This is a genomic window from Streptomyces sp. NBC_01176, assembly GCF_045039825.1.
Classification (GTDB): Bacteria; Actinomycetota; Actinomycetes; order Streptomycetales; family Streptomycetaceae; genus Streptomyces.
The window spans coordinates 8,798,795-8,823,809 of record NZ_CP108600.1; the positions used below are offsets into that span (position 1 = coordinate 8,798,795).

Genomic DNA, 25,015 nt, shown 5'->3' on the forward strand with positions numbered 1-25,015 from the left:
TTCGATGGGAGCGAACGTGGAGGCGGACCGGGAGTACTGGGGCCGTGTACTGGCCGCCGGGGGATTCACCCCGGCCCCACGGTGGTCGCGGGAGCCGGTCGCCGGTGTGGCCGAGCACGAGGCGGTGGTGCCGGGCGACGTGCTGGAGGCGGTGCGCGGCCTGGCGCGCGACGTGGGCGCTCCGGTCAGTTCGGTGCTGCTGGCCGCGCACGCGAAGGTACTGGCCGCGCTGTCCGGTGAGCGGGACGTGGTGACGGGATACGCCGCCGCGGGGACGGACGCCGGGCCGCTGCCCTGCCGGCTGACCGTCGCCCCGCAGTCGTGGCGCCGGCTCGTGGTCAGTGTCCGCGGGGCCGAGGCCGACCTGCTGGCGCACCGGGACTTCTCCGTGGACGCGCTGCGCCGGGAGTCGGGGACGACCGGCCCGTCGTACGAGATCACGTTCGACCCCGCCGGGACCGCGGGCGCACTGGCCGAGGACGTGGTGCTCGACGTGGGCTGGTGCGAACGCGGCGCGGACCCGGTGCTGCGGCTGCGGTACCGCACGGAGGTGCTGGACGCCGAATGCGCGGCCCGGATCGCCGGTTACCACCTCGCCGCGCTCACGCTGATGGCGGACGACGCGGACGCCGACCACGCGGCGCGGAGTCTGCTGTCGGCCGAGGAGGTGCGGTACCAGCTCCAGGCACTGGCCGGACCCCGCCGGCCGCTGCCCGAAGGACGGGTGCACGAACTGTTCGAGCAGCGGGTGCGCATGCACCCGGAGACGGTGGCGGCGGTCCACGGCGAGCGCGCGTGGACGTACGGGGAGCTCAACGCGCGCGCGAACCGGCTCGCGCGCGCCCTGCTGGCGCGCGGACTGGGCCGTGAGGAGACGGTCGCCGTCGTGACCGAACGCAACCTCGACTGGCTGGCCGCGGTGCTGGCGGTGTTCAAGGCCGGCGGCGTCTATCTGCCGATCGAGCCGCACTTCCCCGCGGGACGCATCGAGGCGACCCTGTCGCGTGCCGGGTGCCGGCTCGTGCTGACCGAGTCCGGCAGCACCGACACGCTCGACCGGGCGCTGGGCACGCTGTCGGGCGTCGAGAGACTGCTGGTCGAGACGGCGTACGCGGAACGGCACGACGACGGCGACGTCGGGGTGAAGGTGACGGCCGGTCAACTGGCCTACATCTACTTCACCTCCGGCTCCACCGGCGAGCCGAAGGGCGCGATGTGCGAGCACGCGGGCATGCTCAACCACCTCTACGCCAAGATCGACGACCTGGGGATCGACGAGGACCGGGTGGTGGCGCAGACGGCCCCCCAGTGCTTCGACATCTCGCTGTGGCAGCTGCTGGCCGCGCTGCTGGTGGGCGGCCGGACGCTGCTCGTCGGACAGCAGGTGATCGTCGACGTGGAGCGGTTCGTCGACACGCTGGTCCAGGGCCGGGTGGGGGTGGCGCAGGTCGTGCCCTCCTACCTGGAGGTGGTGGTGTCGTACCTGGAACAGCACCCCCGTGAACTGCCCGACCTGACCAGGGTGTCGGTGACCGGAGAGGCGCTGAAGCGCGAGCTGGTCCAGCGCTGGTTCGCGATCCAGCCGGGGATCGGGCTGGTCAACGCCTACGGGCTGACCGAGACCTCGGACGACACCAACCACGAGATCATGGACGGCGTCCCGGACCGTGTGCTGCTCGGGCGCGCGGTCAACAACGTGCACGTCTACGTCGTCGACGAACACCTCTCACTGGTGCCGCTCGGCGCCCCGGGCCTGATCGCGTTCTCCGGGGTCTGCGTGGGCCGGGGGTACGTCAACGACCCCGAGCGGACCCGCGAGGCGTACCGGAACGATCCGTACCGGTCGGGGGAGCGGCTCTATCTGGGCGGCGACCGGGGGCGCTGGCATCCGGGCGGCTCGCTGGAGTTCCTCGGCCGCCGGGACAACCAGGTCAAGATCCGGGGCTTCCGCATCGAGATCGGTGAGATCGAGAACACCCTGCTGCGGGTGCCCGGCGTCCGGGACGGCGCGGTGGTGGTCGCCGAGTCGCCCGGTGGCACGCACCTGATCGCCTACTACTGCGGCCGGTCCCTGCCCACGGAGGCGCTGCGCGAGGCGCTGGGCGCCGTACTGCCCGCCTACATGATCCCCTCCGCCTTCCACTGGCGGGAGAGTCTGCCCCTGACCGCCAACGGGAAGATCGACACCAAGGCCCTGACCGCGCTGGCCGAACAGACCTCGACGGGTACCGACGACGACCTCGCCGAAGAGTCCCGGAGTGCTCCGCACACCCCTGCCGAGCGCAAACTCGCGGGTATGTGGGCCGAGTTGCTGGGCGTGCCCGAGCACAGCGTCGGACGGCGGGACCACTTCTTCGACTCCGGCGGCACCTCGCTGACGGCCGTGAAGCTCACCGTCGCCCTGGACCGCGCGGTGTCCCTCAAGGACATCACCTCCCACCCCGTGCTCGCCGACCTCGCCGCGCTCCTCGACGGTGCCGCCGGCCGGCGCCATGAACTGCTACAGCCGCTCACGGAACCGGACGGCTCCTCGGAGTGCGCCCTGGTGTGCTTCCCCTACGCGGGCGGCAACGCGGTCAACTTCCGGCCGATGGCCGACGCCCTGGCGGCCACGGGCCACGGACCCTCGGTCTACGCCGTCGATCTGCCCGGTCACGACCTGGCCGCCCACGAGGAGCCGTTCGCGCCGCTGGCACAGGTGGCGCGGCAGGTCGTCACCGAGATCGTCGGACGCGGTGTGACCCGGGTCGTGCTCTGGGGGCATTCCTCGGGCGCCGCTCCGGCCCTGGAGACGGCGAGGCTGCTGCGGGAACGTGGAGTGGACGTGCCCCGGGTGTTCCTGGGCGCCCAACTCCTCGGCACCGCCGACGACCGGCGCGCGGCCGTCACCGAGCTGGCGGGCCGAAGCAACGCCGAGATCGCCGCCGGGCTGAGTTCGGACAGCGGGTACACCGAACTCGGTGAGCTGAACGCGCTCCACGCCGAACAGATCGGTGCCGCCTACCGGAACGACTGCGTGGCCGCGCACCGCTATCTCACCGACGCCATGGAGAGCTCCCCGGCGGCCAGGCTCTCCGTGCCGGTCACCGTGGTCGTCGCCGCCGACGACCCCCACACGGCGGGGTTCGCCGACCGGTACCGCGACTGGCGGCTCCTGGCCGAACAGGTGGAACTGCACGAACTCGCCGACGGCGGCCACTACTTCCCGCGCACCCGGCCGGACGCGGCCGCGCAGGCGGTCCTGGACGCCGCCGAACTGCTCGCCTCCCCCTCACCCACCTGAGCGGAACTCACCCCCGAGCGGCCTCACCCTCGTGAGCGGCAACCGAAAGGAATCCCCGATGTCGTCCTCGTTCCTGGCAGCCCTGCCCGAGGCGGAACTGCACCCCGGCAAGCCCCCGATCCTGCATGTCGACGCCCCCGGTGACGCGCCCGCCTGGGCGGCCGAGAACCGCGAGGCGCTGCGCGGCCAGGTCGCGCAGCACGGCGCACTGCTCGTCCGGGGTCTGGGGTTGCGGGCGGCGGATCAGGTCGGTGCCGTCTTCAGGGGACTGGGCGGCGAACCGATGGAGGACAGGGAGGCGTTCGCCCCCCGGCAGGTCCACGGACCCGGGCTCTACTCCTCCTCCACCTGGCCCGCCAACCAGCCGATGTGCATGCACCACGAGCTGAGCTACCGGCTGGAGTACCCCGGCCTGATGCTGTTCGCCTGCCTGAGCGCGCCGGGCCAGGGCGGAGCGACCGCGGTGGCCGACGCCGAGCGGGTGCTCGAGGCACTGCCCGCCGCACTGGGCGAGCGGTTCGAGCGCGAGGGCTGGCTGCTCACCCGCAGCTACAACGACGAGATCGGGGCCTCCCTGACCGAGTCGTTCGGCACCGACGACCACGCCGCCATCGAGCGCTACTGCCACGACCACGCCATCGACTTCACCTGGGAGCCCGACGGGTCCCTGCGCACGCGGCAGCACCGCGACGCCGTGGTGCGCCACCCGGTCACCGGCAGGCGCTGCTGGTTCAACCAGATCGCCTTCCTCAACGAGTGGACGCTGGCCCCCGAGGTGCGCGAGTACCTGGTGGACGTCTACGGCGAGGACGGACTGCCGTTCAACACCCGCTTCGGAGACGGCTCCCCGATCGGCGAGGACGTCGTCCAGCTCATCAACGCCACCTACGAGGACCACACCCGACGCGAGCCGTGGCAGGCCGGCGACCTGCTGCTGGTCGACAACGTACGCACCGCGCACAGCCGGGAGGCGTACACCGGCGAACGCGAGGTGCTGGTCGGCATGGCCGAGCCCCAGCGGTCCGCCGACCGCCGCCCCACCCCCGAGGGGGGCCGGCGATGACCGTCCTGCCCTCTGCTCTCACCGAGGCCACCACTCCCCGCACCGCCCCGGCGCCCACCTTCGCGGTGATCTCCGGCGCGCAGGTGCAGCAAGCGCTCGGCGGACGCGAGCGACAGATCGTGGACCTGGTCGAGGCCGCCTACCGGCTGCACGGCGCGGGGGACTCGGTCAACCCGCCCTCGTACTTCCTGCGCTTCCCCGACCGCCCGGCGGACCGGATCATCGCGCTGCCCGCCTCCATCGGCGGCCCGATCCGGGTGGACGGGATGAAGTGGATCTCCAGCTTCCCGGGCAACGTCCAGGCGGGCATCCCCCGGGCCTCCGCGGTCCTCGTCCTCAACGACCACGACACCGGCTACCCCTTCGCCTGCCTGGAGAGCTCCGTCATCAGCGCCACCAGGACCGCGGCGTCCGCCGCGCTGGCGGCCGACCGGCTCAGCCGCGGCCGCCCCCGCCCCACCCGGGTCGGATTCGTCGGCACCGGTCTCATCGCCCGCTACATCCACACCTTTCTGGCCGGCACCGGCTGGGCGTTCGACACCGTGGGTGTGCACGACCTGTCGGCCGACAGCGCCGCGGGCTTCTCCGGATACCTGCGGGAGGCCGGGGCCGGGACGACCGGGCACGTTCCTCGGATCACGGTCCACGACAGCGCCGAGGAGCTGATCCGCGCCAGCGACCTGGTGGTCTTCGCGACCGTCGCGGGTGAACCCCACGTCACGGACCCGGACTGGTTCTCCCACCACCCCCTGGTGCTGAACGTGTCGCTGCGCGACCTCGCCCCCGAGGTCCTGCTCGCCGCCGCCAACATCGTCGACGACGTCGAGCACTGCCTGAAGGCCGACACCTCACCCCACCTGGCCGAACAGCTCACCGGCGGCCGGGACTTCCTGGACGGCACCCTCGACGACGTGCTGACCGGACGGGTGACCCCGCCGGCCGACCGCACCGTGATCTTCTCGCCCTTCGGGCTCGGCGTTCTCGACCTCGCCGTCGGCAAGTACGTCTATGACGAAGTGGCCGGAAGGGGGGACCTCCGTCTCGTCGACGACTTCTTCCACGACCTGCGTCGGTACGGCTGAAGCGGAACCACCTCAGCTCTGGCATCAGGAGGCCCACCGTGCCCGTCATCTCCGTTCCTCACGCCTTCAACGAAAGCCAGCTCTACGTCGACCTCCAGTCGATCTTCGGGCGCTCGCTGTATCTGAAGTGCGAGGGCTTCAACTTCGCCGGCTCCATCAAGTTGAAAGCCGCGAACGAGATGGTGGAGAGCGCCGAGCGTGAAGGGGTCCTGAAGCCGGACTCGATCCTGGTGGAGTCGTCGTCCGGGAACCTGGGCGTGGCGCTGAGCATGATCGCCGCGAGCAAGGGCTACCAGTTCCTGTGCGTCACGGACTCCCGGTGCAACCTCTCGACCCGACTGCTGATGGAGGCGCTCGGCAGCGAGGTGCACGTCATCTCCGAACTGGACGCCAACGCGGGTTTCCTCGGCGCGCGGATCGACTACGTCCGCGCGCTGTGCGCGTCCGACGACCGCTACGTGTGGCTCAGCCAGTACACCAACCCGGGCAACTGGCAGGCGCACTACCGCACGACGGCGCCCGAGATCGCCAGCCACTTCCCGGGCCTGGACGTCCTGTTCGTCGGGGCGGGCACCACCGGGACCCTGATGGGCTGCGCGCGTTACTTCCGGAACTGGCACCGGCCGGTGCGGATCGTCGCCGTCGACAGCGTCGGCTCGGTGGCCTTCGGCGGCAAACCGGGCCGCCGGATGATCCCGGGCCTGGGCATGAGCATGCGTCCGCCGCTGCTCGACGAGTCCTTCGTGGACGAGGTGATCCGGGTCGAGGAGGCGGACACCATCCGCACGTGCCACCGGCTGGCCCGCCGCGGCTTCCTGTTCGGCGGCTCCACCGGGACGGTGGTCAGTGGCGCCATGGACTGGCTGAACCGGCAGGACGGGCCCGGCGTCACCGCGGTGGCCATCGCCCCCGACCTCGGCGAGCGCTACCTCGACACCATCTACCAGACGAACTGGCTGCAGGATCTCTTCGGCGAGAACCTTCTCGACCCCGAACAGGTGGCCGTCGGCCAGCGCAGGGCGGGGCTCACCTCGGACCCTCCCGACATCCCGGACCCTCCCGACACCCCGGGCCCGCCGCCCCGACGCCGAAGCCGCTGACACCGCGTCCCCGGTCCACGCCCGCGTGATCCGACGCGGGTACGGGCCGGGCACCGCCGCCCGCCGGGAGCGGCCGGGCCCGGTCGTCCAACGGGGCGGTGCCCCGGCATGCGCGGCCACCGCCCGTGCCGGCGCACCGCGCGGCGGTCCGGACATGTGACGGGCGCACCCCGCACCGGTTCCGCGGCGGTCAGCCGGGCTTCTCGCCGGTCTCGCAGACCTGGCGGGCGATCTCACGCAGTTTGGTGTTGCGGTCCTGCGATGCCTTCTTGAGCACCTTGAAGGCCGCGTTCTCGGGCAGCCCGTAGCGCTCCATGAGGATGCCCATCGCCTCGCCGATCTCGTGACGGGTCTCCAGGGCGTCGCCGAGCTGCTGGTGTGTCCGCGCCGCCGAGAAGGCCACGGCGGCGTGCGAGGCGAGGATCCAGCCGGCCCGCCGGGCGGTCTCGTCGAAGGCGCGTGGCCGGTGGGAGTACAGGTTGAGGGCGCCGAGTTCGTCGTCCTCGGTGAAGAGGAGGAATCCCATCACGCTCCCCATGCCCAGCTTCCTCAGCTCGGGGGCGAAGCGGGACCAGCGTTCGTTCGGCTGGTTCAAGTCCTCGATGACATAGACCTGTTGACGGTCGGTCACGGCATCGAAGCACGGGCCCTCCCGCAGGTCCTGCTGGATCCGGTCCGCGCGGCGCACCACCTCGCTCGTCGCCGCCAGAGCATGCACCTCGCCTCGTCGCACGGTGAGGATGCCCGCGTCGTCGCAGCCGTTGATCAGCAGCGTCGCGTGCTCCACGATGCGGTCCAAGGTGTCCTGGACCGAGTCCTGGGCCAGCAGGTCACGCGCCATCTCCGCCAGGGCGACGGCGAACTGTTCCCAGATCTCGCCGGGCTCATGTGACATGTGCCACCTGCTCTGCTGTTGAAGCCGCGTCGTCGCCCACCAGGGCTCCCCATCTTGCCACCCGCGCTTCCCCGTCGCGCCCCACGGGCGATCCCGGGGGGTGCCCGCGTACCACCGACGGTGTCATTTCACGTTCAAGCAAAGCTGTCCCGACAAGACCCTGTGTTTCACCCGTGGATCAACGGTGACCCGAAGGGAGACCGAAGTCCGACGCACGACATCACCGTGATCGCAGGAGGCTCCCATGGACAACTGGCGCGAATCGGCGGCATGCCGCACCGTCGACCCCGATCTCTTCTTCCCCATCGGCAACACGGGCCCCGCGCTCCCGCAGGTCGAGGAGGCGAAGGCCGTCTGCCGGCGGTGCCCCGTCCGTGACGAGTGCCTGCGCTGGGCGCTCGACACGGGCCAGACCATCGGCGTCTGGGGCGGGACGAGCGAGAACGAACGGCGCGCGCTGAGGCGGCGCACGGTCGGCCGCGCCTCCAGGGATGCCGGAACCTAGGCGAATGGGGCCGGCAGGCGGGCAGGAGCGCGCGAAAGGTGGCCTCCGCGTGGTGTGGAGCAACAGGAGAGATCCCGCCGACGAGTCCGGGGCAGGCGTGATGGAAAGTGAACCGAGCGGGGACAAGCGGCCGTCGGACGAGGCGTTCGAGAGCCTCGACGTCGTCTTCCCCGGTCAGTTGTGCGACGTGACCGACGCCCGCCTCTCGGCGGAGAGTTATCTGCGGGTCCTCGCACGGGCGTCACCGCCCTCGTCGCCCGAGTACTGGGACGACGTCCTGCTGGTGGTGACGGAACTGGCCGCCAACACGATCCAGTACGCGCCCGGCCCCTTCCAGCTGCGGGTACGCCCCACCGGCGACGGCCTCCAGGTGACACTGCGCGACAGCAGCACCACGCCGCCCACGCCCCGCCGCATGAACCCGTCCCGGGGCGCCGGCGGCATCGGCTGGCACCTCATCCACGCGCTCTGTCATCGGGTGAGCGTCGTGGTACGCCCCGACGGGAAGGACGTGCACGCCCTTCTGCCCTGGTGACCTGCCGGCCCCCGCGGCCGCTCGGGGGAGACCGAGCGGCCGCCTCCGGGTGTACCGCGGACCGCTTCCCGTACCGTCTCGTCGCTCTCGGCAGGTGTCGGTTCTCCAGGTGGGGGCACACGAGACTGCTGTAGGACCCATCAGTTCCGTGCACCTGAACGGGGTGGAGCAGTGAGCCTGGAGCAGGACCGAACGTCAGCCCGCGTCGACGTGACCGACGACGAGGTGCGTGAGCCCTCCGAGGAGGAACGTGCCGCCTGGGCGCGCGTGTGCCGTACGGCCACCGGAATGCGGCACCACGAGGCGAAGGCCGCGCTGGAGGACGTCCGGGAGGCGGCTCGGAGCGACGCGCTCACCGATCAGGAGGCGCTGGTCGTGCGCGCCGAGGTCGAGGAGTGGGAGCGGATCACCGAGGCGCTCGCGGACCACGCGGGGACGTACGACCCCGACCACGACCCCTTCGTCCAGGGCGAACTCGCCGCTCGCGCGCATCGGACCGAGACGGCGACCCGTCCTCGGTGAACCGGCCCGGCCAACGGGACCACGAACCGGCCCGGCGAACGGGACCACGAACCGGCTCGACGAATCGGCGCCGTGAGGACCACGACCGCGTTGTCAGTGCCGTCCGCGACAATGCCGAGCAGCAACGAAGATCGTTACCGCTTCCCGGGGCACGCGACCGGACCCGTCCGTCGAGAGGCCGCCCGCACATGACGTCCACCCCCCACCGCCCGCGCCGTGCCGCGAGCCCTGAACGGAGACCGCTGACGATGCTCCGAGCCCTCCCGCGCCCCTCCGCCCCTCTTGGCCCCGAGGGTGCCGAAGTGCTGCGTCTCATCACCGTGCAGCGTGCTCCCGTCTGCCTCACCGTGCAGGCCAGCGGGCGACGCCGGTACGGCTACTGGCAGCCCATGGACGCCGGCGCCGGCCGTGGAGGGTGCTACGTCGCCCTGCCCACCGACGAGTGCGACGCGCTGCACGCGGCGGGCCGGATCGTGCTGGGGGACCCGGTGGTGGACCCGGGAAAGACCACGTATCCGGTGCGCCCCGCCGCGCGGGGCACGTCGTCCGCCTTGCCCGGTGTGCCACGGCAGGCCCTCACCGCCTGAGGGCCTGCCGTGCGGGTCACGGAGTCGTGTGGCGGCTGCGGATCCACATCGGTACGGCGAACCAGCAGAACAGGTACCAGGCGACGATCCCCGCGACGATCCAGGGCACGTAGGCGTCATGGGTGGCGACCCGCAGGATCAGCAGGAGCGACGCCGTCATCGTCGCGAGCAGGAGCACGAGCCCCGTGAACGTCAGCCGTGACGCCCACACGACGGCCCGCTCCTTCACCCGTCTGCCGGCGAGGATCCGGTGCAGGGACACCGGGCCGATCAGCGCCCCGGTGGCGGAGGCCCCGAGGACGACCGTGACGATGTAGATCGTTCTGTCCAGCTGTTCCAATTGCGTGTACCGGGGCGTGAAGACGACCGTCAGCAGAAAGCCGAACAGAATCTGGACGCCCGTCTGCGCGACCCGGATCTCCTGGAGGAGGTCACCCCATTTGCGGTCGGCCCTCTCCTCCTCGGTCTCCTCACGCCCCGTGTCACCCCGTGTGCGCTCCGCGTCGCGGCGGGCTTCGTCATGTGCCGACTCCGACAAATCTTCCTCCCGGCTGACCCCGGACGACCGGGTGATGGTTTCGGTGGGTCCAATGCCCTCGGAATACCTCGAGAAAAGAATGGTGCGGGCCTTCGTACGTATCTGGCGTAGCCGGGCCGCGGAGAAATGTCTTTACCCGGGAGAGAGCGGTACCACGGCCGTGATGCGCTTTCCGCCCGCCTGGAGAATCGAGATCATGATGTCGCGGGCCAGCAGGCAGATGATCGGCCAGCCGTGACCGCCGATCTGCACGGACCCCGGAGTGCCGGCGCGCCGTACGGGCGTCGGCATTTCCTCGCTGCGGTCGCTCACCGACAGGCGCACCTCACGGTCGCCCGGTATCACCTCGAACGCCGTGACCCCGCCGCCGTGCAGCATCGCGTTGGTGGTGAGCTCGGAGGCGACGAGCAGGACGTCACCGACGGCTGTCGCGTCGGCCGTCGCCTCGGGTCCGCGGGATCGTCGCGCGCCGTCGAGCGCCTGCCGTACGGCCTCACGCACCTCGGCCGGGCTGCGCGGTCCGGGGGAGCGCGATGCGGGCGGGTCGGCCGCCGTGTCGGTGGAGTGCGCCCGGTGTTCTCCGCACATTTTCTTCACTCCTTCTTGGAAAAGAAGCGGGCCCGCCGCATCAGCGTGCGGCGGGCCCGGTACAGCGCGTGACCCTCAGTGCCGGAAAATGTCCTTCATCTTCTCCTTGGCCTGGCGGGTGTCGCCCTTGGCCTTCTCCGCCCTGCCTTCGGCGGTCATACGCTCGTTGCCCACGGTGCGGCCGACGGTTTCCTTGGCCTTGCCCTTGGCCTGCTCCGTCTTCGCCTGTGCCTTCTGGTTCTTGGTCACTGCAGATCACGTCCTTACCGCATTGACTGTGCGATCCACTGTTACGGCTGACCTGAGTGGGCCGTCCCAAACCCGCCCGACGAGAAATGAACGGGGTTTCCCTCGAAGAGCCGACTCATTCCCGGTGTGCGGGAAGAACGTGTCCCGGGGAGCGGAGGGTGGGCACGTCACCGCCTTCCGCCCGCTCGGCCACGACCCCGGGCAGCCCCTTGCCCCATCTCCGGGCGATCCCGGTGAGCGAGGCCGCGTCCAGCGGGTTCCGGCCGAGCCCGATGGCGTACGTCGCCGACGCCGTGCCTTCCTCGAACGGGTGGGGCCAGGCGTGCGCGTCGGGCGTCCCGGCATCCTCCAGAGCGGTGAGCAGGGCCCGTACGCGCCCCCGCACGCGACCCCGGGTCTCCTCGAACTCCTCCGTCCCGCCCGCACGTACGCTCACCACCAGCCACGCGGCGTGCCGACGGTGCAGAGGCGGGGGAGACAGCAGTTCGGGCAGCGGATCGGCGCCGGTCCGCGCGGCCGTCTCCAGGATGTCCCAGGCGCGGTACAGCTCGTCCGTCAGGAGGTCGCGGAAGCCGGGGCCGACCTGTGCCGTGCAGAGGCGGACCGGGTCGGTCGGGGTCATGACCGACACCGCGGAAGGCGGCTGTGCGTACGCGTCACCCGCGCGGCCGACGGGTTCGGGGCCGGCCTGATCGCGCCCTGCCTGATCGAGCCCTGCCTGATCGAGCCCGGTCGGACCGAGCCCGGTCGGATCGAGCCCTGCCGGGCCGAGCCCGGCTGGATCGAGGACGACCGGTTCGCGCCAGTCCCATGCGGCCCACGTCCCGAAGAAGTCCCGGAGGAGTCCGGCCGGCGACGGGACGTCCGCCTCGCGGGTCGTGCGGGCCGCCAGGACGGCCCAGGCGAGGCCCGGCAGCCCGCCGAACGGCGCCGAGTCGAGACCGCGCGCCTTCGCCCAGGCCTTGACCTCCGCGGCCAGCCCGGCGAACGCGGCGTGCCGGCCGTCGACGGCGCTCCGTACGGCGTCCGCGTCGCTGACGGCGCTCAGGGCGGTCGCGGCCGGCGCGCCCAGCTCGGCGCGGTGGTGCACCGCTTCGGCGGGAGGGAGAGGACCGGTGGCGACCACGCTCAGGTCGACACCGAGTCCGGCGATGCTCAGCCGCAGCCCCGGCACGCGGGCGCCGGTCACCTGCCGTACCCGGGTGGCGTCCGGAAGAGCCCTGACCACCCGTGCCCGGACGTCCGCCAGGTCGACGACGCCGGGCAGGGCCGCGACCAGGTCCAGATCCGCTCCGGGCAGCGCGCCGCCCATCCGCCGGGACCCAACGACGTGCACGGTTCCTTCGCCGAGGGCGTCGGAGAGGCACCGCGCGGTGCGCTCCGCGCCACGGTCGTCCGGGGCAGCAGCGCCGACCGTGCCGGCCGTCGTGGCCGTGGTGGACGTGGCGCCCGGGTCGGGCAGCCACCGCACCTCACCGGTGCCCAGCGCGACCGTCGCCCGCGGACGCATCGGTTCGTCGCCCCGGCGGGAGAGCAGGACGAGGTGCCCGACCCGGGCCGGCACGGCGGAGCCGAGCCGCGCGGCGCAGTCGGCGGCGACCGGCCGCGGGTCCTGGACGCGGCCCAGCGTCAGATGCGGGGTGAATCCCTCGGCACGGCCCCCGCACCGCGGGAACCGCCGTTCCAGCGCGGCCCGCAGCCGCGCCCACGGCTCCGGGTCGGCTCCCGCCGGGTCGAGCCACACCGTGGCGTCGTCCCGGTGTCCGAAGGTGTGCACGCCGTCGAGCCGGATGTCGAACGGCGGTGTCGTGGCCGCGGCCCGGGACAGCAGCGGGACGGCGCGCTCGAACGCGGATTCAGGGACGAAACCGAAGAGCAGGTTGACATGCGGCGGCCAGCGCCGAGCCTGCGGGTCGTACGTCCGCCGGAGTTCCTGGATCGCCGGCCAGAGTTCCTCCGGCGGCAGCCACGCCAGCGCCGTCCGGGCGGTGGGAGCGAGATCGAGGGCGTCGAGGGTGCCGACGGCCTGTTCGGCGGCGATGTGCCCGGGGTCGTACGCGGAGCCGGGATCCGCCGCGGATCCGACGCTGTCGCGGGCATCGACGGTGCCCGCCCCCTCCAGGCTCACCACGGCCTCCACGCCGAAGTGGTCGGAGACGTACAGCCCGCCGGGACCGGGGGAGTCGCCCCGCAAGGCCGCGGCCGTCGGGTGAAGCGCGCGGCCCCGCAGCAGGATGCGGTCGAGCCGGGAGGAACGGCCGGACAGCGAGGAGATCGCGGCCAGCGGATTGACGGCGGGGTCGAAGGTGGGACTCTGGTCGGCGGACCCGCGCACCTCGGTCCAGGCGTCCCGCAGACCGAGGACGGCGGCGGGTCCGGCCGGACCGTCGCCGCCGTCGTTGAAGTCGCCGAGCAGCATCAGTGGAGCGTCCAGGTCGGCAAGTCCCTCGGCGATGCGCGCGAGTTCGGACTTACGGCGGCCCGGGCCGTTGTCGGAGTGGTCGCTGCTGAGGTGGGTGGCGGCGACCACGAGCGGCCCGGACGCCGTCTCCAGCGTCAGGGCGGTGACGGCCTTGTGCGGCCCGAGCGCATGGTGGCCGGCCTCCCGCACGGGCAACCGGCTGAGCAGCAGCAGCCCGGTGTCGTCGACCCGTTTCCCACGGGGGTCGTAGCCCACCGTGTAGGCGGCGCGGATCCAGGGTGCGCGCAGCAGCAGGTCGAGCAGCCCGGTCTCGACCTCCTGGAGCGCGATGACGTCGGCGTCGGCCTCCTCGAGGGCCGCGAGCAGCAGGGGCCGGCGGCGGTCGGTGGCGATGCGGTCGCTGTCGTAGCGGTCCCACAGCGTGTTCCAGGTCAGCACCCGTACACGGGCGGGCGGAACCCGTACACGGGCGGGCGGAACCCGCACACGGGCGGGCGGCACCCGCGAACCGTCGGACGCGACCGGAGGTCCCTCGGGGGCTCGCCACCGTGCCACCGCGTCGTCCCACACGTACGGCGTGTCGGCCGTGAAGAACGGGGCCCGCAGAAGGCGTGGGGCCCGCGCCCGGCCGGCGGACGACACGTCGATCCGGTCGACGCCCGTGGCCCGGTCCCACACCACCTCGCCGTCCGCCTCGACGAACAGCACCCGGTGCCAGGGGATGTCGCCCCCGGGCACGAAGGCGGGCAGCGGGACGCGCTTGGGGGCGGCCCCGCGCTGGTTGACTCCCAGCACGAAACGGGCCGGGTCGAAGCGCGGGTCCCAGCGGACCCGGTGGTAGATCTCGTCGCTGGTACGCATCACCGCTCGCCCCCGTCCAGTGCGCCGTCGACGTCGTCCACGGTTCCGCCCGCGCCGACGTACCACGTCCGGTGCGCCTGGCCCGGGTAGGGCGGGTCGAACCGGCGCAGCTGTGCTTCGAGCACCTCGGGCGGCACCGGGTGCGACCGTTCGGCGTTGCGCCCGGTCAACTCGTCGTCCGTGGCCAGCACGACCACCTGGGTGATCAGCGCGTCACGGCGGTGCGCCACGGCGTCCACCAGGGAACGCTGGTGCCGGCCGAGCGAGGTGGCGTCCCAGACCACGGTCGCGGGACCGGCCGCGAGCGCGGAGTCCAGGCGTCGCAGGCCCTCGCGGAGGACGTCCGCGTTGGCCCGCTGGTCGGAGCGCGAGCCGCGCGCCGAGCGCAGGTCGTCCAGGGAGACACGACTGTCGATCCCGGGCAGGCCGGCGGCGAACGTGCTCTTGCCGCTGCCCGACGGGCCCACCAAGTGGATCAGCCGGGGGAACGCGCCGTTCCGCAGCCGCCAGGTCGCCGCCACGGCCGCCTCGGCGGTGGCCACGTGGCCCGCGGCGTACGACGCCCGTGCCTGCGCCCAGCAGCGGTCGGCCGCGTCGGCGTCACCGAGGCCGGCGAGGGCACCGTGCAGGCTCGCGCGGAGAGGCTCGAACGGTTCCTCCCCGAGGAGCCCCGCCTCCTCCGCGTGCAGCGCGGACCAGTCGACCTGTTCGCGCGCCGCGGCACCCTCGGTGACGGCGACGGCCGCGGCGACCGCGTGCAGCACGCCCAGGTCGGCCGCGACGGCCATACGTCCCAGTCCGGCACGCCGTTCCTCGTCGGGGTAGGGACGGCGCAGCAGGGACTGCAGTCCGACCAGGTCCGCGACCCGCCGCGCCGACGGCATGCCGAGCGGTCCGGCCAGCCGGGGAGCGAGCCGGGCACGGCGGCGCCCGTGCAGCAGGGCAGCGAGCACCCCCGTCAGCCGGGCGTCCCCGGTCCGCCCCAGCACATCGAGCCTGGCGGACACCTCCGCGACGACGGCTTCGCCGGCGGATGCCTCCTCGGCCGTCCCCGAGCCCGTCGCCGAACCCGAGCCTGTCGCCGCTCCCGTTTCCGAGCCCGAGCCTGTCGCCGCTCCCGCTCCCGCTCCCGTTTCCGAGCTCGAGCCCGTTGCCGTCCCCGATCCCGAACCTGTTCCCGTCGCCGTCGTGAGCGCCCGGACGTCGGGGGCCGCGCCCGACCGTACGTCCCACAGCGCGGCGGCCGGGCCCCGCCCGTTGACCACCACTTCGGCGTGCATCCAGTGCGTGTCGGTCCGCACATGCCCGGGCCGCACCCACTTGGCCACCCGGCGGCCGAACTCCTCGTGTCCGAAGCCCTCGACCGTCCGTACGACGTACCCCTCCTGCCGGGCGGGGTCCAGCCGCAGGGCGCGCAGGGCTCGTACGGCCCGCTCGTCGAGGACACCCCGCCACAGCACCCGCGGCACCGGAACGCCCAGCCGCCGCAGGAACCGCACCGTCCGGTCCCAGCCCAGGCACCGCTCGCCGTCCCAGACGGAGAACCCGTAGAACCAGCTGTCGAGCTCGGTGTACGCGATCGAGTGCCGCGCGTACAGGTTCTCGCCGCACACCCGCCACCCCGGCGGGAGGGCCGCGCCGATCCGTCCCTGCAGAGCCTTCACCCACGCCCGCGACGGGTGGTGCGCGGAGTCGAGCGACCGGGCGTGCAGCCCGTCGGCGTACAGGGTGGTGTTCTCCCCGTCGAGCTTCTCGGTGACCACCACCTCCAGGTCTCGCAGGCCCGCCAGGTCCGTCACCCGTACGTCGTCCGAGGTCGCCCCCGGTGACCAGGGCAGATGCGGGGTGCGCGGATAGTGCACGCGCGTACCTGCGACGCGCAGGCCTGAACGTTCGGACCCCATGGTGTTCTGTCCCCCGGTGAAAAACGGCGCGGCCCCGGTCACGGCACGGGTCCGGCAATGAGAGCGCCGACTGTAATCGCCGGGCCCCCCAAGGGCCCGCGGTTTTCCGGGCCGTGCCGCACGGCGGGGGCAGGGGATGCACGGGGACGCTCCCCGGCTCTGCTTCAATGATGAGGACATGATCGGACTTTTCTCTCGACGTCTCGACCGACGGCCGCCGTCCGCGCCGCCCCGGCGTGCTTCCGGCAGCGGCTGATGGGCGGCCAGTTCCTCAGGTTCGCCGTGGTCGGCGTGGCCAACACCGCGGCGTACTACGGCTTCTACCTCACGCTGCTGACGGTCCTTCCCTACCTGGCCGCCCATCTCGTGGCGTTCGCCGGGGCCACCGTCGTCTCGTTCTTCCTCAACGCGCGCTTCACCTACCGGACGCGTCCCACGCTGCGGAAGTTCGTGCGCTTCCCGCTGGCCACGGTCACCAACCTCGTCGTCTCCACGCTCGCCCTGCACTTCCTGGTCGAGGTGGGCCACTGCGGGTCCCGGACCGCGGCGCTGCTCGCCTCGGCGGTGGCCGTGCCGTTCACGTTCCTGGCCAGTAGGGCGATCATGATTCCGTCCTCGGACGCCCGGCGTCAGTCGCGCCCGGTGCGCTGACACAGGTCCGTTCCGCCCTCCGGCCCGACGGCGAGCACGGTGGCGTACGGGCCGAGATCGGCCGCGGCGGGTACGTCGCACCAGGTCACGCCCGCCACGGTGTCGAGGCCGCCGACGACGTGGGTGACGTGGTGGCCGGAGAGGCGCTCGGCGCGCTCCGCACCGCCGACGCGACCACCTCGGCCTGCCCCCGGACCACGTCCCGCTGATCCGCTGAGCACCACGAACGACCGGTCGCGGAGGAATGTCCCGGCCGTGGACGGGTACGCGCGACGGGAACCGCGCCCGGGACGGATCACGTTCCGGGCGGTCCGTCCGCTACTCATGGGGATCTGCCATGGACACACCCTCGAACGACCACCACCGGCCCACGCCCGCGACCCCGGCCCAGCGAGCCCTGGACACCCTCGCGGAGAACACCCGCGACGCGGTGGCACTGGACACGCTGGCCGGCAGCGAGGTGCTGGTTCCGGTGCCGGACGACGTGAGCGAGCAGGACGCCACCGATCCCGCGGCCGTGGCGCTGCCGGTACTCGACCAGCCGGACGGGGAGCAGGTGGTACCGGTCTTCACCTCGGAGCTGGAGATGGCCGGTCTGCTGCCCTTCGTCTCCCGCTACCGGATGGTTCCCCTGGGCGCGCTGGCCTCCCAGTGGCCGTCCGGCGATCTGGCGCTCACCATCGACGCGAGCTCGCCGCACGGTCTGACCCTCACCTCCGAGGGCGTCCGCACCCTCCTGGCGCGCCCGGGCGCCTGACCCGGAGCGACGCGGCCGAGGGCCCTCGACGCGATACGGGCGGAGGGCCCGGCCGCCGTCGCCATCAGCGGCGCCGGCCCGCGCGGACGTCCCGGACGTCCGCGGACACCGGGTCCGTCGCGCCGACCGGCCCGTACCGGGCGTGACAATGGCCGCATGAACTGGATCTCGGGCGTCACCGGCGGACTGATTCTCGTCCTGGTGCTCGCCAGCATCCTGCGCACCCTCGTGGTGCCGCGAGGGCTCTACTCCTCGCTGGTGACCCGCTGGTGGCGCGGGCTGCGTCTGCTCCTGCGCCTGGCGGCCCCCGGCGGCGGCTACGACGCCATCGACCGCGCACAGACCTGGCTGGCCCCGCTCATGCTGGTCGGCATGCTCGCGAGCTGGCTCGGCGGTGCCCTGCTCGGCTTCGGACTGCTGCTGCACGCCCTCTCCGCGCTCACCTGGACCCAGTCCGTACGGGAGGCCGGCTCGAGCCTGTTCACGCTCGGTTTCGCCAGCGGTGACCGACTGCACCTGTCCGTCGTGGACTTCCTCGCGGCGGCCACCGGACCGGTCGTGATCGCTCTCCAGATCGCGTACCTGCCCACCCTGTACGCCGCCTACAACCGCCGCGAACTCGAGGTGACCCTGCTCCAGTCGCGCGCGGGCGAACCCGCCTGGGGGCCCGAGATCCTGGCCCGGCAGTGGCTGGTCGACACCGAGACCGCGCTGCCCGAGCTGTACCGCTCCTGGGAGCGGCTCGCCTCGGACATCGGCGAGAGCCACTCCACGTATCCGGTCCTGCTGGCGTTCCGCTCCCCGCGGCCGTACCGCAGCTGGATCGTCGGTCTGGTCTCCGTCATGGACGCGGCCGCCCTGCACCTCGCCCTCACCCCGGGCAGCGCCCCGCCCGAGGCCCGCCTGGTCCTGCGCGCGGGCTTCACGGCACTGCGCGACATCGCGCGTTCCCTGCGTTTCGCGTACGACGCCGACCCCGCCCCGGACGCCCCGATCCGGCTGTCCTTCGCGGAGTTCGACGCGGCCGTGTCCATGGTGCGGGCAGCGGGCTTCCCCGCCGAGCGGACGGCGCGGGAGGCGTGGCCGCACTTCCGCGGCTGGCGGGTCAACTACGAGGCGATCGCCTACGAGTTGTGCCGCCGCGGCGACGCGGTCCCCGCGCTGTGGACCGGGACCCGGGACTTCGCCACCACGCCCATACCGCCGGCCCGGCCGGTCGACCGCCGCCCGGGCGACGGCGACGTGGCACTGCCCCCGGCCGCCCCCTAGTCCGGGCCGTGCCGGGGGAGTCCGCGAAGGACCGCCTCAGCCGGCCAGGGTGCGGGCGAGGACGGCGCGCTGCAGCGGGCGCACCTCGCCGTGCAGGTCACGGCCCTTGCGGGTGAGCGAGACCCACACTCCGCGCCGGTCCTCCGCACACACCGTGCGTTGCACCAGACCGTCCTTCTCCAGCCGCCCGATCAGGCGGGACAGCGCGCTCTGGCTGAGATGGACCCGGTCGGCGATGTTCTGCACCCGGCAGTGCTCGCCCGCGTGCGAGAGTTCGCCGGAGGCGAGGATGTCCAGCACCTCGAAGTCGCTGGCTCCCAGACCGTGCGGATGCAGTGCACGGTCGATCTCGCACATGGTGCGCGCGTGCACGGACAGGATGTCTCGCCACCGGTCCTCGAGCCGGACCTCATCCGCCGTGTTCGCTGCCATGTCTGCACGGTAACACCGCCGTTCGTTGAGCGTGCAACCAGTGCAGTTGCATCAATACGGCCGGGCCCTCCGCGGCTATGCGCCGGGGGCGTCCTGGAGGAGCCCGACGAGGTTGCCGTCCGGGTCCTTGACCGAGGCGATCAGCCTGCCGCCGCCCACGTCCTGGACCTCCTGCAGCGTCTCGGCCCCGGCCTCCAGCAGCCCGGCGAGCGCGGCCCGGATGTCGTCGACGTGCCAGAACGGAACAGGCCCGGTCATTCCCTTGGCGTGCCCGTTGGGATCGAGCCCCACGTCCTGCCCGGCGTCCTTGAACCCGACGTAGTACGCGGTGTCCGCGTACGGTTCCGCCCCCAGCAGTCCGGCGAACATGGCCTTCGCCCGTGCGAGGTCCTTGACGGGGTAGATGATGGTTTTCAGACCGGCGGTCATGGCGACTCCCTGATGATGCGTGTCGTTGGCTGTTCGGCCGACGGGCTGCGCCGGCTCCTCCACGCTAGGACGGGGGAGTGCCCGATGGCTTCTCGAATCCTGACCGGTCGCCACGGAGGGGCCCGGCACGCCGACACCCACCGGCGTCACGCCCGCGCCGTTCCGACGCGGGCGGTGGCTCAGGTCGAGTCGCGCCGCACCGGCTCGGTTCCGGTGTCGATCCCGTCGCGAGTCCTCGCTGACCGATCGTGCTCGTCAATCGGTCGGTTGATCAGCGGTGTCCACTGCCTCTCGCCGCCATCGAGCGAGACTGCCCTCGACGGTGAGGGTCGTGGGGTGGTCCGGCCCGAGTACCCGCTTGAAGTCGGCCAGCAGCTCGGCGAACGCGGCAGCCGCGCCGGCGGCGTCCCCTGCCTTCCCCCGGCAGGTGGCGAGGTTGTTGCGGGTGGCCAAGGTGTCGGGGTGAAGGGAGCCCAGCACCCGCTCCCGATCCACCAGCAGATCGGCCAGCGCGGTGGCGGCGCCTGCCGCGTCCCCTGTCTCTCCGCGCCAGGAGGCGAGGTTGTGCCGGGTGGTGAGGGTCGTGGGGTGGTCAGGGCCCAGGATCCGCTCGAAGTCGGCCAGCAGCCTGGCGAACGTGGTGGCGGCGCCGAGGGCGTCTCCCGCTCTTCCCCGCCACAGGGCGAGGTTGTTGTGGGTGGTGAGGGTGTCGGGGTGATGGGGGCCCAGCACCCGCTCTCGATCGGCCAGCAGTTCGGCGTACGCGGCGGCGGCGTACGCGGCGTCGCCCGCCTCCCCTCGCCAGAGCGTGAGGTTGTGCCGGGTGGTGAGGGTTGTGGGGTGGTCTGGGCCCAGGACCCGCAACGTTTGCTCCAGGAGTTCGGCGAGCGCGGTGGCTGCGCCGGCCGCGTCCCCTGCCGTTCCACGCCAGGCGGCGAGGTTGCTGTGGGTGGTGAGGGTGTCGGGGTGGTCGGGGCCGAGCACCCGCTCCTGATCGGCCAGGAGTTCGGCGAGCGCGGTGGCCGCGCCCGCGGCGTCCCCTGCCGTTCCACGCCAGGCGGCGAGGTTGTTGTGGGTGGTGAGGGTGTCGGGGTGGTCGGGGCCCAGCACCCGCTCCTGATCGGCCAGGAGTTCGGCGAGCGCGGCGGCCGCGCCCGCGGCGTCCCCCGCCTTCCCCTGCCAAAGGGCGAGGTTGTTCCGTATGGCCAGGGTGGCGGGGTGGTCCGGCCCTAGCAGGCGCTCGAAGTCCGTTACCAGGTCCGCGTAGGCCGCCGCGCTGCTGACGGCGTCCCCCGCCTCCCCGCGCCACCTGGCCAGGCTGTTGCGCATGATGAGCGTCGTGGGGTGGTCAGGGCCCAGGATCCGTAACGTTTGCTCCAGCAGCGCGGCGTACGCGGTGGCGGCGCCTACGGCGTCCCCTGCCTCTCCGCGCCAGGAGGCGAGGTTGTGCCGGACCGTGAGTGTTGTGGGGTGGCTCGGTCCCCTCACCCGCTCCCAGTCGGGCAGCAGCTCGGCGTAGGCGGTGGCTGCGCCTGCGGCGTCCCCCGCAGCCCCACGCCAGGCGGCGAGGTTGTTGCGGGTGGCCAAGGTGTCGGGGTGACGGGAGCCCAGTACCCGCTCCCGATCCGCCAGGAGCGCGGCGTACGCGGTGGCGGCGCCTGCGGCGTCCCCTGCTTCTCCACGCCAGTGGGCGAGGTCGCTCCGTATACCCAGGGTCATACGGTGGCGCGGGCCGAGGCGGTGGTCCGCGGTGTCGGCCAGGCGTTCGAAGTAGCCGACGGCTGCTGCGACCTGGCCGGTGTTTCCGAAGCTACGGCCAAGACGGTGAAGAACAGGGTGCACCCCGTTCTTCTGGTAAAGAGCGTCTTCGCCGTAGTGGGCGAGCGCCGTTGCGTTGGCCCGCAGGACTTGCGCCAGGGTGGTGTCCCGCTCGATTTCGGGCCAGACGGCGGTGAGCGCGTCGGCGGCGGCACGAGCGAGCCGGTTGTACTGATGGGGGGTGAGGGAGTCACGGACGACCCGTTGGACGAGCTGGTGCACGCGGACGGCTTGGTGGGGGTCAGCCGGGGTGTGGTCGATCAGGCTCAGGCGGTGGAGCACCCCCAACACCGCGCCTGCTTCCGTGGCGGTGACGCGCGCCTGTCCTTGCCGCCTGCCCCACAGCCGTCGCCGTCGCCGCCCCGTCTCCGCTCGTAGCGTGCGGCAGGCGGTCAGGTACGCGAGGGCGGGTTCGCTGCCGAGTACGGCTGAGGGGATGCCGTTGGGGCTGAGCATCGCGGCCAGCCGGAGCATCGGGCGGGCGAGGCCTGCGGGGGACAGGCGACCGGCCCGCTCGACGGACAGGGCCCACGTGGCCGCCACGGTGTCGGTCTGGTCGTCGGGTAACGCGCCAGGTTCCGGCAGCAGGTCGCCCAGCCTCTCGATCCGGGAGGCCAGCAGGTCTCGGTAGGAGGCACAGGTCAGGGTCGCGTCGATGATGTACGCGGCGGCCTGGGCCAAGGCGAGGGGCAGGTATCCCAGGTCGGCGGCAAGGCCGTCGATCTGGTCGATCGGCTCGTGGCGGGCGTGCGCGGCGAGTACGGCGGTGAAGTAGGCGGCGGCTTCCGTCGGCCGGAACAGACCCACGGTCACCAGGCGCCGGCCTGCTCCGGTCAGGGCCGCCTCGCGACGGCGCGAGGTGACCAGGACACGGCCGTGCGGACTGGCAGGCGGCCACCAGCCGCGCATGTCGGCAGGATCCGCGACGTCGTCCAGTACGACCAGCCACCGGCACGGCTTCTGGCCGGCTTTGGGTTCCAGCCAGGCCAGGAACGTCCGTGCGGCCTGCTCCGGGTCACCGGGGTCGACGGCGAGGAATTCCACGGCAGCCTGCGCGTACCCGGCCGTGATCGCCGAGCGGCTGCTCGCGCTGATCCACACCAGTACGTCGATCGCGCCGTTGTCCCAGGCGGTGCGGGCGTAGTCGGCGGCCAGCTGGGTCTTGCCCACCCCACCCGTTCCGGTCAGCACCTGGCCGAGCACCGCGGTGCCCCCGCTGTCGACCGCGGCACGCAACTGGTCGGCCTCCGCACGGTGCTGGAAGGACAGGGCGCGGGGCGGGAGCACGCCGACCTGGTGCGGCCAGGCGGCCGGTGTGCGCGGGGCGGCCTGCTGTACGAGGGTGAAGCCGTCGATCGCCAGGTGCCCGGTGTTGGCCAGGCCGCCCGCGCTGGCGGTGGCGGCTCCCGTATGACTCACGTGTACCGGGCCGACGGGTTCTCGGAGCGGTCCGGTGGAGCCGGATACCGCCGTGGCACCGTCGCGGGCGGTGGCATCACCGGTCTCGGTGACGGTCACCGACGGTGCGCGCTTGGTGTCTGCCGACCGGGGCCGGGCGCTGGGGTCTCCGTCCGGATCGGGGCGACGGCCGGGCCATCTCACCATCGGACGGAAAGCCTCCCGCGTGCCGGTGACCGGGCTCGTGCCCGGTCAGCTGAAGTCGATACCCGTACTCGCGCTGCTGTCGGGCCCGTCCGCACTGGCGTCCCCGGTACGTTCCGCACGGACAGGCCCGCTCCCGGCGTCCTGCGGGCGTCGCACGCCGGTGGACGCCCGGCCTCCACCCGAGGCCTCGGCCTTCCCGGTGTCGACCACCGCAACCCCGGCGCGTGGGTCGACCGCGGACTGCAACAGCGCCCAGACCAGGGCGGCAATGCCTGTGGCGCCCTGGACCGAGGCGGCAACCAGCTGGCCGGTGTCCGGGTTGTCCAGCAGCCAGAAGAACGGCGTCGACACGGTCAACACGACCGCGACCACCATGACCGCGGTCTTCCTGCTCCGCGACACACTCACCCGCCCCCTCCCCGCAGCCGACGAACGCGCGCCCTCAGCAGCATTGGATGAACTTCACTGGTACCACAGGACGTCTCTGCGCAACCACCAGTTCCCCGCGCCCTGTTGGAACTCGCCGACCGGCACAGGCAGCAGGGTTCGGCACGGTCCCGCGTCCGCTTGGGATCCGTAGGCGCAACACGAACACCCCCTGTTCGTCACGCCGGTTCGAGGCGATCTCGCGGCCCTCGCCGTAAGTGATCACGCTGTTCGCACCGTTGGAGGCATCCCGGTGTTCGCGCCGTACGCGTGGATGACCACCAGCACGAGGTCCGCCCAGCGTGGCCTCATACCCGGATCCCCGCCGATCCCCGGCGCCGTCCAGGACCGGCGGAGGTCCCCGCGGCCCCACCCGCCGCCCGACGTGCACCGCACCGCCGAGGTCCGATCGACGTCCGGCCGAGGCCCGGCTCCTGTTCGAGAAGGGCCGGCAGGGGTACGGAGGCCCCTATGACGCACACTCAGAAGTCCGGCCGCCCCACGGCACTCGTGCCGCGCCACTGCGTGTCCCTCGGCGGTCACGGTCCCGAGGACGTGGTGGCCGACCCGCACGGCGGGATCCTGACCGGCGTCGAGGACGGCCGCGTCCTGCGCGTCGAGGGAATCGCGGACCCCGCCCACGTCCGGGTCCAGGTGATCGCGCGGACCGGTGGCCGACCTCTCGGGCTCGAACTCCTCCCGGACGGCGACCTGTTGGTCTGCGACGCCCGTCGCGGACTGCTCGGGGTCGGCGTCCGCGACGGCACCGTCCGCGTCCTGGCGGACACCGTGGCCGGCGCACCGCTGCGCTTCTGCAGCAACGCCATCGCGCTCTCGGACGGCACCGTCTACTTCACGGTCTCCAGCCGCCGGTATCCGCTGGACCAGTGGATCGGGGACCTGGTCGAACACACCGGTACGGGCATGCTGCTGCGCCTCGCACCCGGCGCCAAGGAACCCGACGTGGTGCTGGAGGGGCTGCAGTTCGCCAACGGTCTCGCACCGGCCGCCGACGAGTCCTTCCTGGTCGTCGCGGAGACCGGCGACCGGCGTCTCACCCGGGTCCGGCTCACCGGCCCGGCCGCGGGTCGCGCCGACACCTTCGCCGAGGATCTGCCGGGACAGCCGGACAACCTCTGGCGCGAACCCGGCGGCCCGATCTGGGTGGCGCTGGCCGGTCCCCGCGTCCCCGCCCTGGAGTTCCTGCACCGCCGCGGTCCCGCGCTTCGACACGCGGCGGCCGGCGTCGTGGTGCGCGCGCCGTTCCGGCCGCCGGGCACCACCGGGGTGGTCGCGCTCGACGACGAGGGCCACGTCGTCCACCGTCTGGAACGCCGCCACGCACGGTTCCGCATGGTCACCAGCGTGTGCGTGGCCGACGGCCGGCTGGTGCTGGGAAGCATCTGGGAACGGGGGATCGCGGTGTGCGACCTGCCGCCCGGAGCCGCCCGCACGTGACCCGTCCGGGTGTGCGGGGCCACCGTCACCGGCGGT

Annotated in this window: 23 protein-coding genes; 12 read left to right on the forward strand and 11 right to left on the reverse strand. The window is 72.6% G+C overall.

Annotated features, from left to right (window positions below; genetic code table 11):
* Positions 1-4: 4 nt before the first annotated feature.
* The 4 genes from OG199_RS38245 to sbnA are packed head-to-tail and all read left to right on the forward strand — an operon-like array spanning position 5 to position 6,528.
* Entirely contained in the window at positions 5-3,283 is a 3,279-nt protein-coding gene (locus tag OG199_RS38245) for a non-ribosomal peptide synthetase (RefSeq protein WP_405833446.1), read from the forward strand.
* 58 nt (positions 3,284-3,341) lie between these two features.
* Complete coding sequence (locus OG199_RS38250; protein ID WP_405833448.1) at positions 3,342-4,346, forward strand: TauD/TfdA family dioxygenase; 1,005 nt, start codon at positions 3,342-3,344, stop codon at positions 4,344-4,346.
* Complete coding sequence (gene sbnB / locus OG199_RS38255; RefSeq protein WP_356797865.1) at positions 4,343-5,428, forward strand: 2,3-diaminopropionate biosynthesis protein SbnB; 1,086 nt, start codon at positions 4,343-4,345, stop codon at positions 5,426-5,428. The genes OG199_RS38250 and sbnB overlap by 4 nt, the downstream gene beginning before the upstream one ends.
* Before the next feature lie 38 nt (positions 5,429-5,466).
* Positions 5,467-6,528 (forward strand): 2,3-diaminopropionate biosynthesis protein SbnA, encoded by a 1,062-nt coding sequence (sbnA, locus tag OG199_RS38260; protein ID WP_356797864.1) that lies wholly within the window; start codon positions 5,467-5,469, stop codon positions 6,526-6,528.
* Positions 6,529-6,718: 190 nt separating this feature from the next.
* On the opposite strand, the gene OG199_RS38265 is transcribed toward sbnA, so the two are convergent.
* Positions 6,719-7,423 carry a GAF and ANTAR domain-containing protein gene (locus OG199_RS38265; RefSeq protein ID WP_356797862.1) on the reverse strand — a complete coding sequence of 235 codons (705 nt, stop codon included), beginning with the start codon at positions 7,421-7,423 and terminating at the stop codon, positions 6,719-6,721.
* Positions 7,424-7,667: 244 nt separating this feature from the next.
* On the opposite strand from OG199_RS38265, the gene OG199_RS38270 reads away from it, so the two are divergent.
* From OG199_RS38270 to OG199_RS38285, 4 genes are all read left to right on the forward strand, one after another.
* Positions 7,668-7,928: a WhiB family transcriptional regulator gene (locus OG199_RS38270; RefSeq protein ID WP_266696734.1), complete on the forward strand. Its 261-nt coding sequence runs from the start codon at positions 7,668-7,670 to the stop codon at positions 7,926-7,928.
* Positions 7,929-8,028: 100 nt separating this feature from the next.
* Positions 8,029-8,463: an ATP-binding protein gene (locus OG199_RS38275; RefSeq protein ID WP_401802495.1), complete on the forward strand. Its 435-nt coding sequence runs from the start codon at positions 8,029-8,031 to the stop codon at positions 8,461-8,463.
* Positions 8,464-8,634: 171 nt separating this feature from the next.
* On the forward strand, positions 8,635-8,985 hold the full coding sequence (locus OG199_RS38280; protein WP_401802196.1) for a hypothetical protein: 351 nt from the start codon (positions 8,635-8,637) through the stop codon (positions 8,983-8,985).
* A 248-nt stretch (positions 8,986-9,233) separates the two neighbouring features.
* Positions 9,234-9,572, forward strand: coding sequence for a hypothetical protein (locus OG199_RS38285; protein ID WP_356797854.1), 339 nt, complete (start codon positions 9,234-9,236; stop codon positions 9,570-9,572).
* Positions 9,573-9,588: 16 nt separating this feature from the next.
* Here the strand turns inward: OG199_RS38285 and OG199_RS38290 are convergent, their stop codons facing one another.
* The 5 genes from OG199_RS38290 to OG199_RS38310 all read right to left on the reverse strand — a co-directional run bounded on the left by OG199_RS38290 (position 9,589) and on the right by OG199_RS38310 (position 16,134).
* Positions 9,589-10,110 carry a DUF6328 family protein gene (locus OG199_RS38290; protein WP_356797852.1) on the reverse strand — a complete coding sequence of 174 codons (522 nt, stop codon included), beginning with the start codon at positions 10,108-10,110 and terminating at the stop codon, positions 9,589-9,591.
* A 132-nt stretch (positions 10,111-10,242) separates the two neighbouring features.
* Complete coding sequence (locus tag OG199_RS38295; RefSeq protein WP_356797850.1) at positions 10,243-10,698, reverse strand: ATP-binding protein; 456 nt, start codon at positions 10,696-10,698, stop codon at positions 10,243-10,245.
* A 75-nt stretch (positions 10,699-10,773) separates the two neighbouring features.
* The gene (locus tag OG199_RS38300; protein WP_153292281.1) at positions 10,774-10,947 is read right to left on the reverse strand and encodes a CsbD family protein; all 174 of its coding nucleotides are present in this window, start codon (positions 10,945-10,947) and stop codon (positions 10,774-10,776) included.
* A gap of 115 nt (positions 10,948-11,062) precedes the next feature.
* Positions 11,063-14,230: a poly(A) polymerase gene (locus tag OG199_RS38305; protein ID WP_405833453.1), complete on the reverse strand. Its 3,168-nt coding sequence runs from the start codon at positions 14,228-14,230 to the stop codon at positions 11,063-11,065.
* Entirely contained in the window at positions 14,230-16,134 is a 1,905-nt protein-coding gene (locus tag OG199_RS38310) for an RNA ligase family protein (RefSeq protein ID WP_405833455.1), read from the reverse strand. Before OG199_RS38310 ends, OG199_RS38305 begins: the two co-directional genes overlap by 1 nt.
* Before the next feature lie 255 nt (positions 16,135-16,389).
* Here OG199_RS38310 and OG199_RS38315 point away from each other — a divergent pair, with 255 nt between their 5' ends.
* Positions 16,390-16,785, forward strand: a complete 396-nt coding sequence (locus OG199_RS38315; RefSeq protein WP_356797844.1) for a GtrA family protein — start codon at positions 16,390-16,392, stop codon at positions 16,783-16,785.
* Here OG199_RS38315 and OG199_RS38320 read toward each other — a convergent pair.
* The gene (locus OG199_RS38320; RefSeq protein ID WP_405833457.1) at positions 16,764-17,111 is read right to left on the reverse strand and encodes a hypothetical protein; all 348 of its coding nucleotides are present in this window, start codon (positions 17,109-17,111) and stop codon (positions 16,764-16,766) included. The genes OG199_RS38315 and OG199_RS38320 overlap by 22 nt on opposite strands.
* Positions 17,112-17,122: 11 nt before the next feature.
* On the opposite strand from OG199_RS38320, the gene OG199_RS38325 reads away from it, so the two are divergent.
* Positions 17,123-17,542, forward strand: a complete 420-nt coding sequence (locus OG199_RS38325; RefSeq protein WP_356797841.1) for an SseB family protein — start codon at positions 17,123-17,125, stop codon at positions 17,540-17,542.
* Positions 17,543-17,698: 156 nt separating this feature from the next.
* Positions 17,699-18,811 (forward strand): hypothetical protein, encoded by a 1,113-nt coding sequence (locus tag OG199_RS38330; RefSeq protein ID WP_405833460.1) that lies wholly within the window; start codon positions 17,699-17,701, stop codon positions 18,809-18,811.
* A 36-nt stretch (positions 18,812-18,847) separates the two neighbouring features.
* On the opposite strand, the gene OG199_RS38335 is transcribed toward OG199_RS38330, so the two are convergent.
* From OG199_RS38335 to OG199_RS38350, 4 genes are all read right to left on the reverse strand, one after another.
* Positions 18,848-19,243: a MarR family transcriptional regulator gene (locus OG199_RS38335; protein ID WP_356797837.1), complete on the reverse strand. Its 396-nt coding sequence runs from the start codon at positions 19,241-19,243 to the stop codon at positions 18,848-18,850.
* Between the two features lie 75 nt (positions 19,244-19,318).
* The gene (locus tag OG199_RS38340) at positions 19,319-19,672 is read right to left on the reverse strand and encodes a VOC family protein (protein ID WP_266696723.1); all 354 of its coding nucleotides are present in this window, start codon (positions 19,670-19,672) and stop codon (positions 19,319-19,321) included.
* Positions 19,673-19,927: 255 nt separating this feature from the next.
* The gene (fxsT, locus tag OG199_RS38345) at positions 19,928-22,909 is read right to left on the reverse strand and encodes an FxSxx-COOH system tetratricopeptide repeat protein (RefSeq protein ID WP_405833462.1); all 2,982 of its coding nucleotides are present in this window, start codon (positions 22,907-22,909) and stop codon (positions 19,928-19,930) included.
* A gap of 231 nt (positions 22,910-23,140) precedes the next feature.
* Positions 23,141-23,503 (reverse strand): hypothetical protein, encoded by a 363-nt coding sequence (locus tag OG199_RS38350; RefSeq protein WP_405833464.1) that lies wholly within the window; start codon positions 23,501-23,503, stop codon positions 23,141-23,143.
* Positions 23,504-23,992: 489 nt separating this feature from the next.
* Between OG199_RS38350 and OG199_RS38355 the strand changes: the two genes are divergently transcribed.
* Complete coding sequence (locus OG199_RS38355; RefSeq protein ID WP_405833466.1) at positions 23,993-24,979, forward strand: SMP-30/gluconolactonase/LRE family protein; 987 nt, start codon at positions 23,993-23,995, stop codon at positions 24,977-24,979.
* The last annotated feature ends 36 nt before the right edge of the window (positions 24,980-25,015 follow it).

Excerpts from the sequence above, each read along its gene's own strand:
- OG199_RS38245 (WP_405833446.1), top strand. The coding sequence starts at position 5 with ATGGGAGCGAACGTGGAGGCGGACCGGGAGTACTGGGGCCGTGTACTG.
- OG199_RS38250 (WP_405833448.1), top strand. The coding sequence starts at position 3,342 with ATGTCGTCCTCGTTCCTGGCAGCCCTGCCCGAGGCGGAACTGCACCCC.
- sbnB (WP_356797865.1), top strand. The coding sequence starts at position 4,343 with ATGACCGTCCTGCCCTCTGCTCTCACCGAGGCCACCACTCCCCGCACC.
- OG199_RS38265 (WP_356797862.1), bottom strand. The coding sequence starts at position 7,423 with ATGTCACATGAGCCCGGCGAGATCTGGGAACAGTTCGCCGTCGCCCTG.
- OG199_RS38270 (WP_266696734.1), top strand. The coding sequence starts at position 7,668 with ATGGACAACTGGCGCGAATCGGCGGCATGCCGCACCGTCGACCCCGAT.
- OG199_RS38275 (WP_401802495.1), top strand. The coding sequence starts at position 8,029 with ATGGAAAGTGAACCGAGCGGGGACAAGCGGCCGTCGGACGAGGCGTTC.
- OG199_RS38285 (WP_356797854.1), top strand. The coding sequence starts at position 9,234 with ATGCTCCGAGCCCTCCCGCGCCCCTCCGCCCCTCTTGGCCCCGAGGGT.
- OG199_RS38295 (WP_356797850.1), bottom strand. The coding sequence starts at position 10,698 with ATGTGCGGAGAACACCGGGCGCACTCCACCGACACGGCGGCCGACCCG.
- OG199_RS38305 (WP_405833453.1), bottom strand. The coding sequence starts at position 14,230 with ATGCGTACCAGCGACGAGATCTACCACCGGGTCCGCTGGGACCCGCGC.
- OG199_RS38310 (WP_405833455.1), bottom strand. The coding sequence starts at position 16,134 with ATGGGGTCCGAACGTTCAGGCCTGCGCGTCGCAGGTACGCGCGTGCAC.
- OG199_RS38315 (WP_356797844.1), top strand. The coding sequence starts at position 16,390 with ATGGGCGGCCAGTTCCTCAGGTTCGCCGTGGTCGGCGTGGCCAACACC.
- OG199_RS38320 (WP_405833457.1), bottom strand. The coding sequence starts at position 17,111 with ATGAGTAGCGGACGGACCGCCCGGAACGTGATCCGTCCCGGGCGCGGT.
- OG199_RS38325 (WP_356797841.1), top strand. The coding sequence starts at position 17,123 with ATGGACACACCCTCGAACGACCACCACCGGCCCACGCCCGCGACCCCG.
- OG199_RS38330 (WP_405833460.1), top strand. The coding sequence starts at position 17,699 with ATGAACTGGATCTCGGGCGTCACCGGCGGACTGATTCTCGTCCTGGTG.
- OG199_RS38335 (WP_356797837.1), bottom strand. The coding sequence starts at position 19,243 with ATGGCAGCGAACACGGCGGATGAGGTCCGGCTCGAGGACCGGTGGCGA.
- OG199_RS38340 (WP_266696723.1), bottom strand. The coding sequence starts at position 19,672 with ATGACCGCCGGTCTGAAAACCATCATCTACCCCGTCAAGGACCTCGCA.
- OG199_RS38355 (WP_405833466.1), top strand. The coding sequence starts at position 23,993 with ATGACGCACACTCAGAAGTCCGGCCGCCCCACGGCACTCGTGCCGCGC.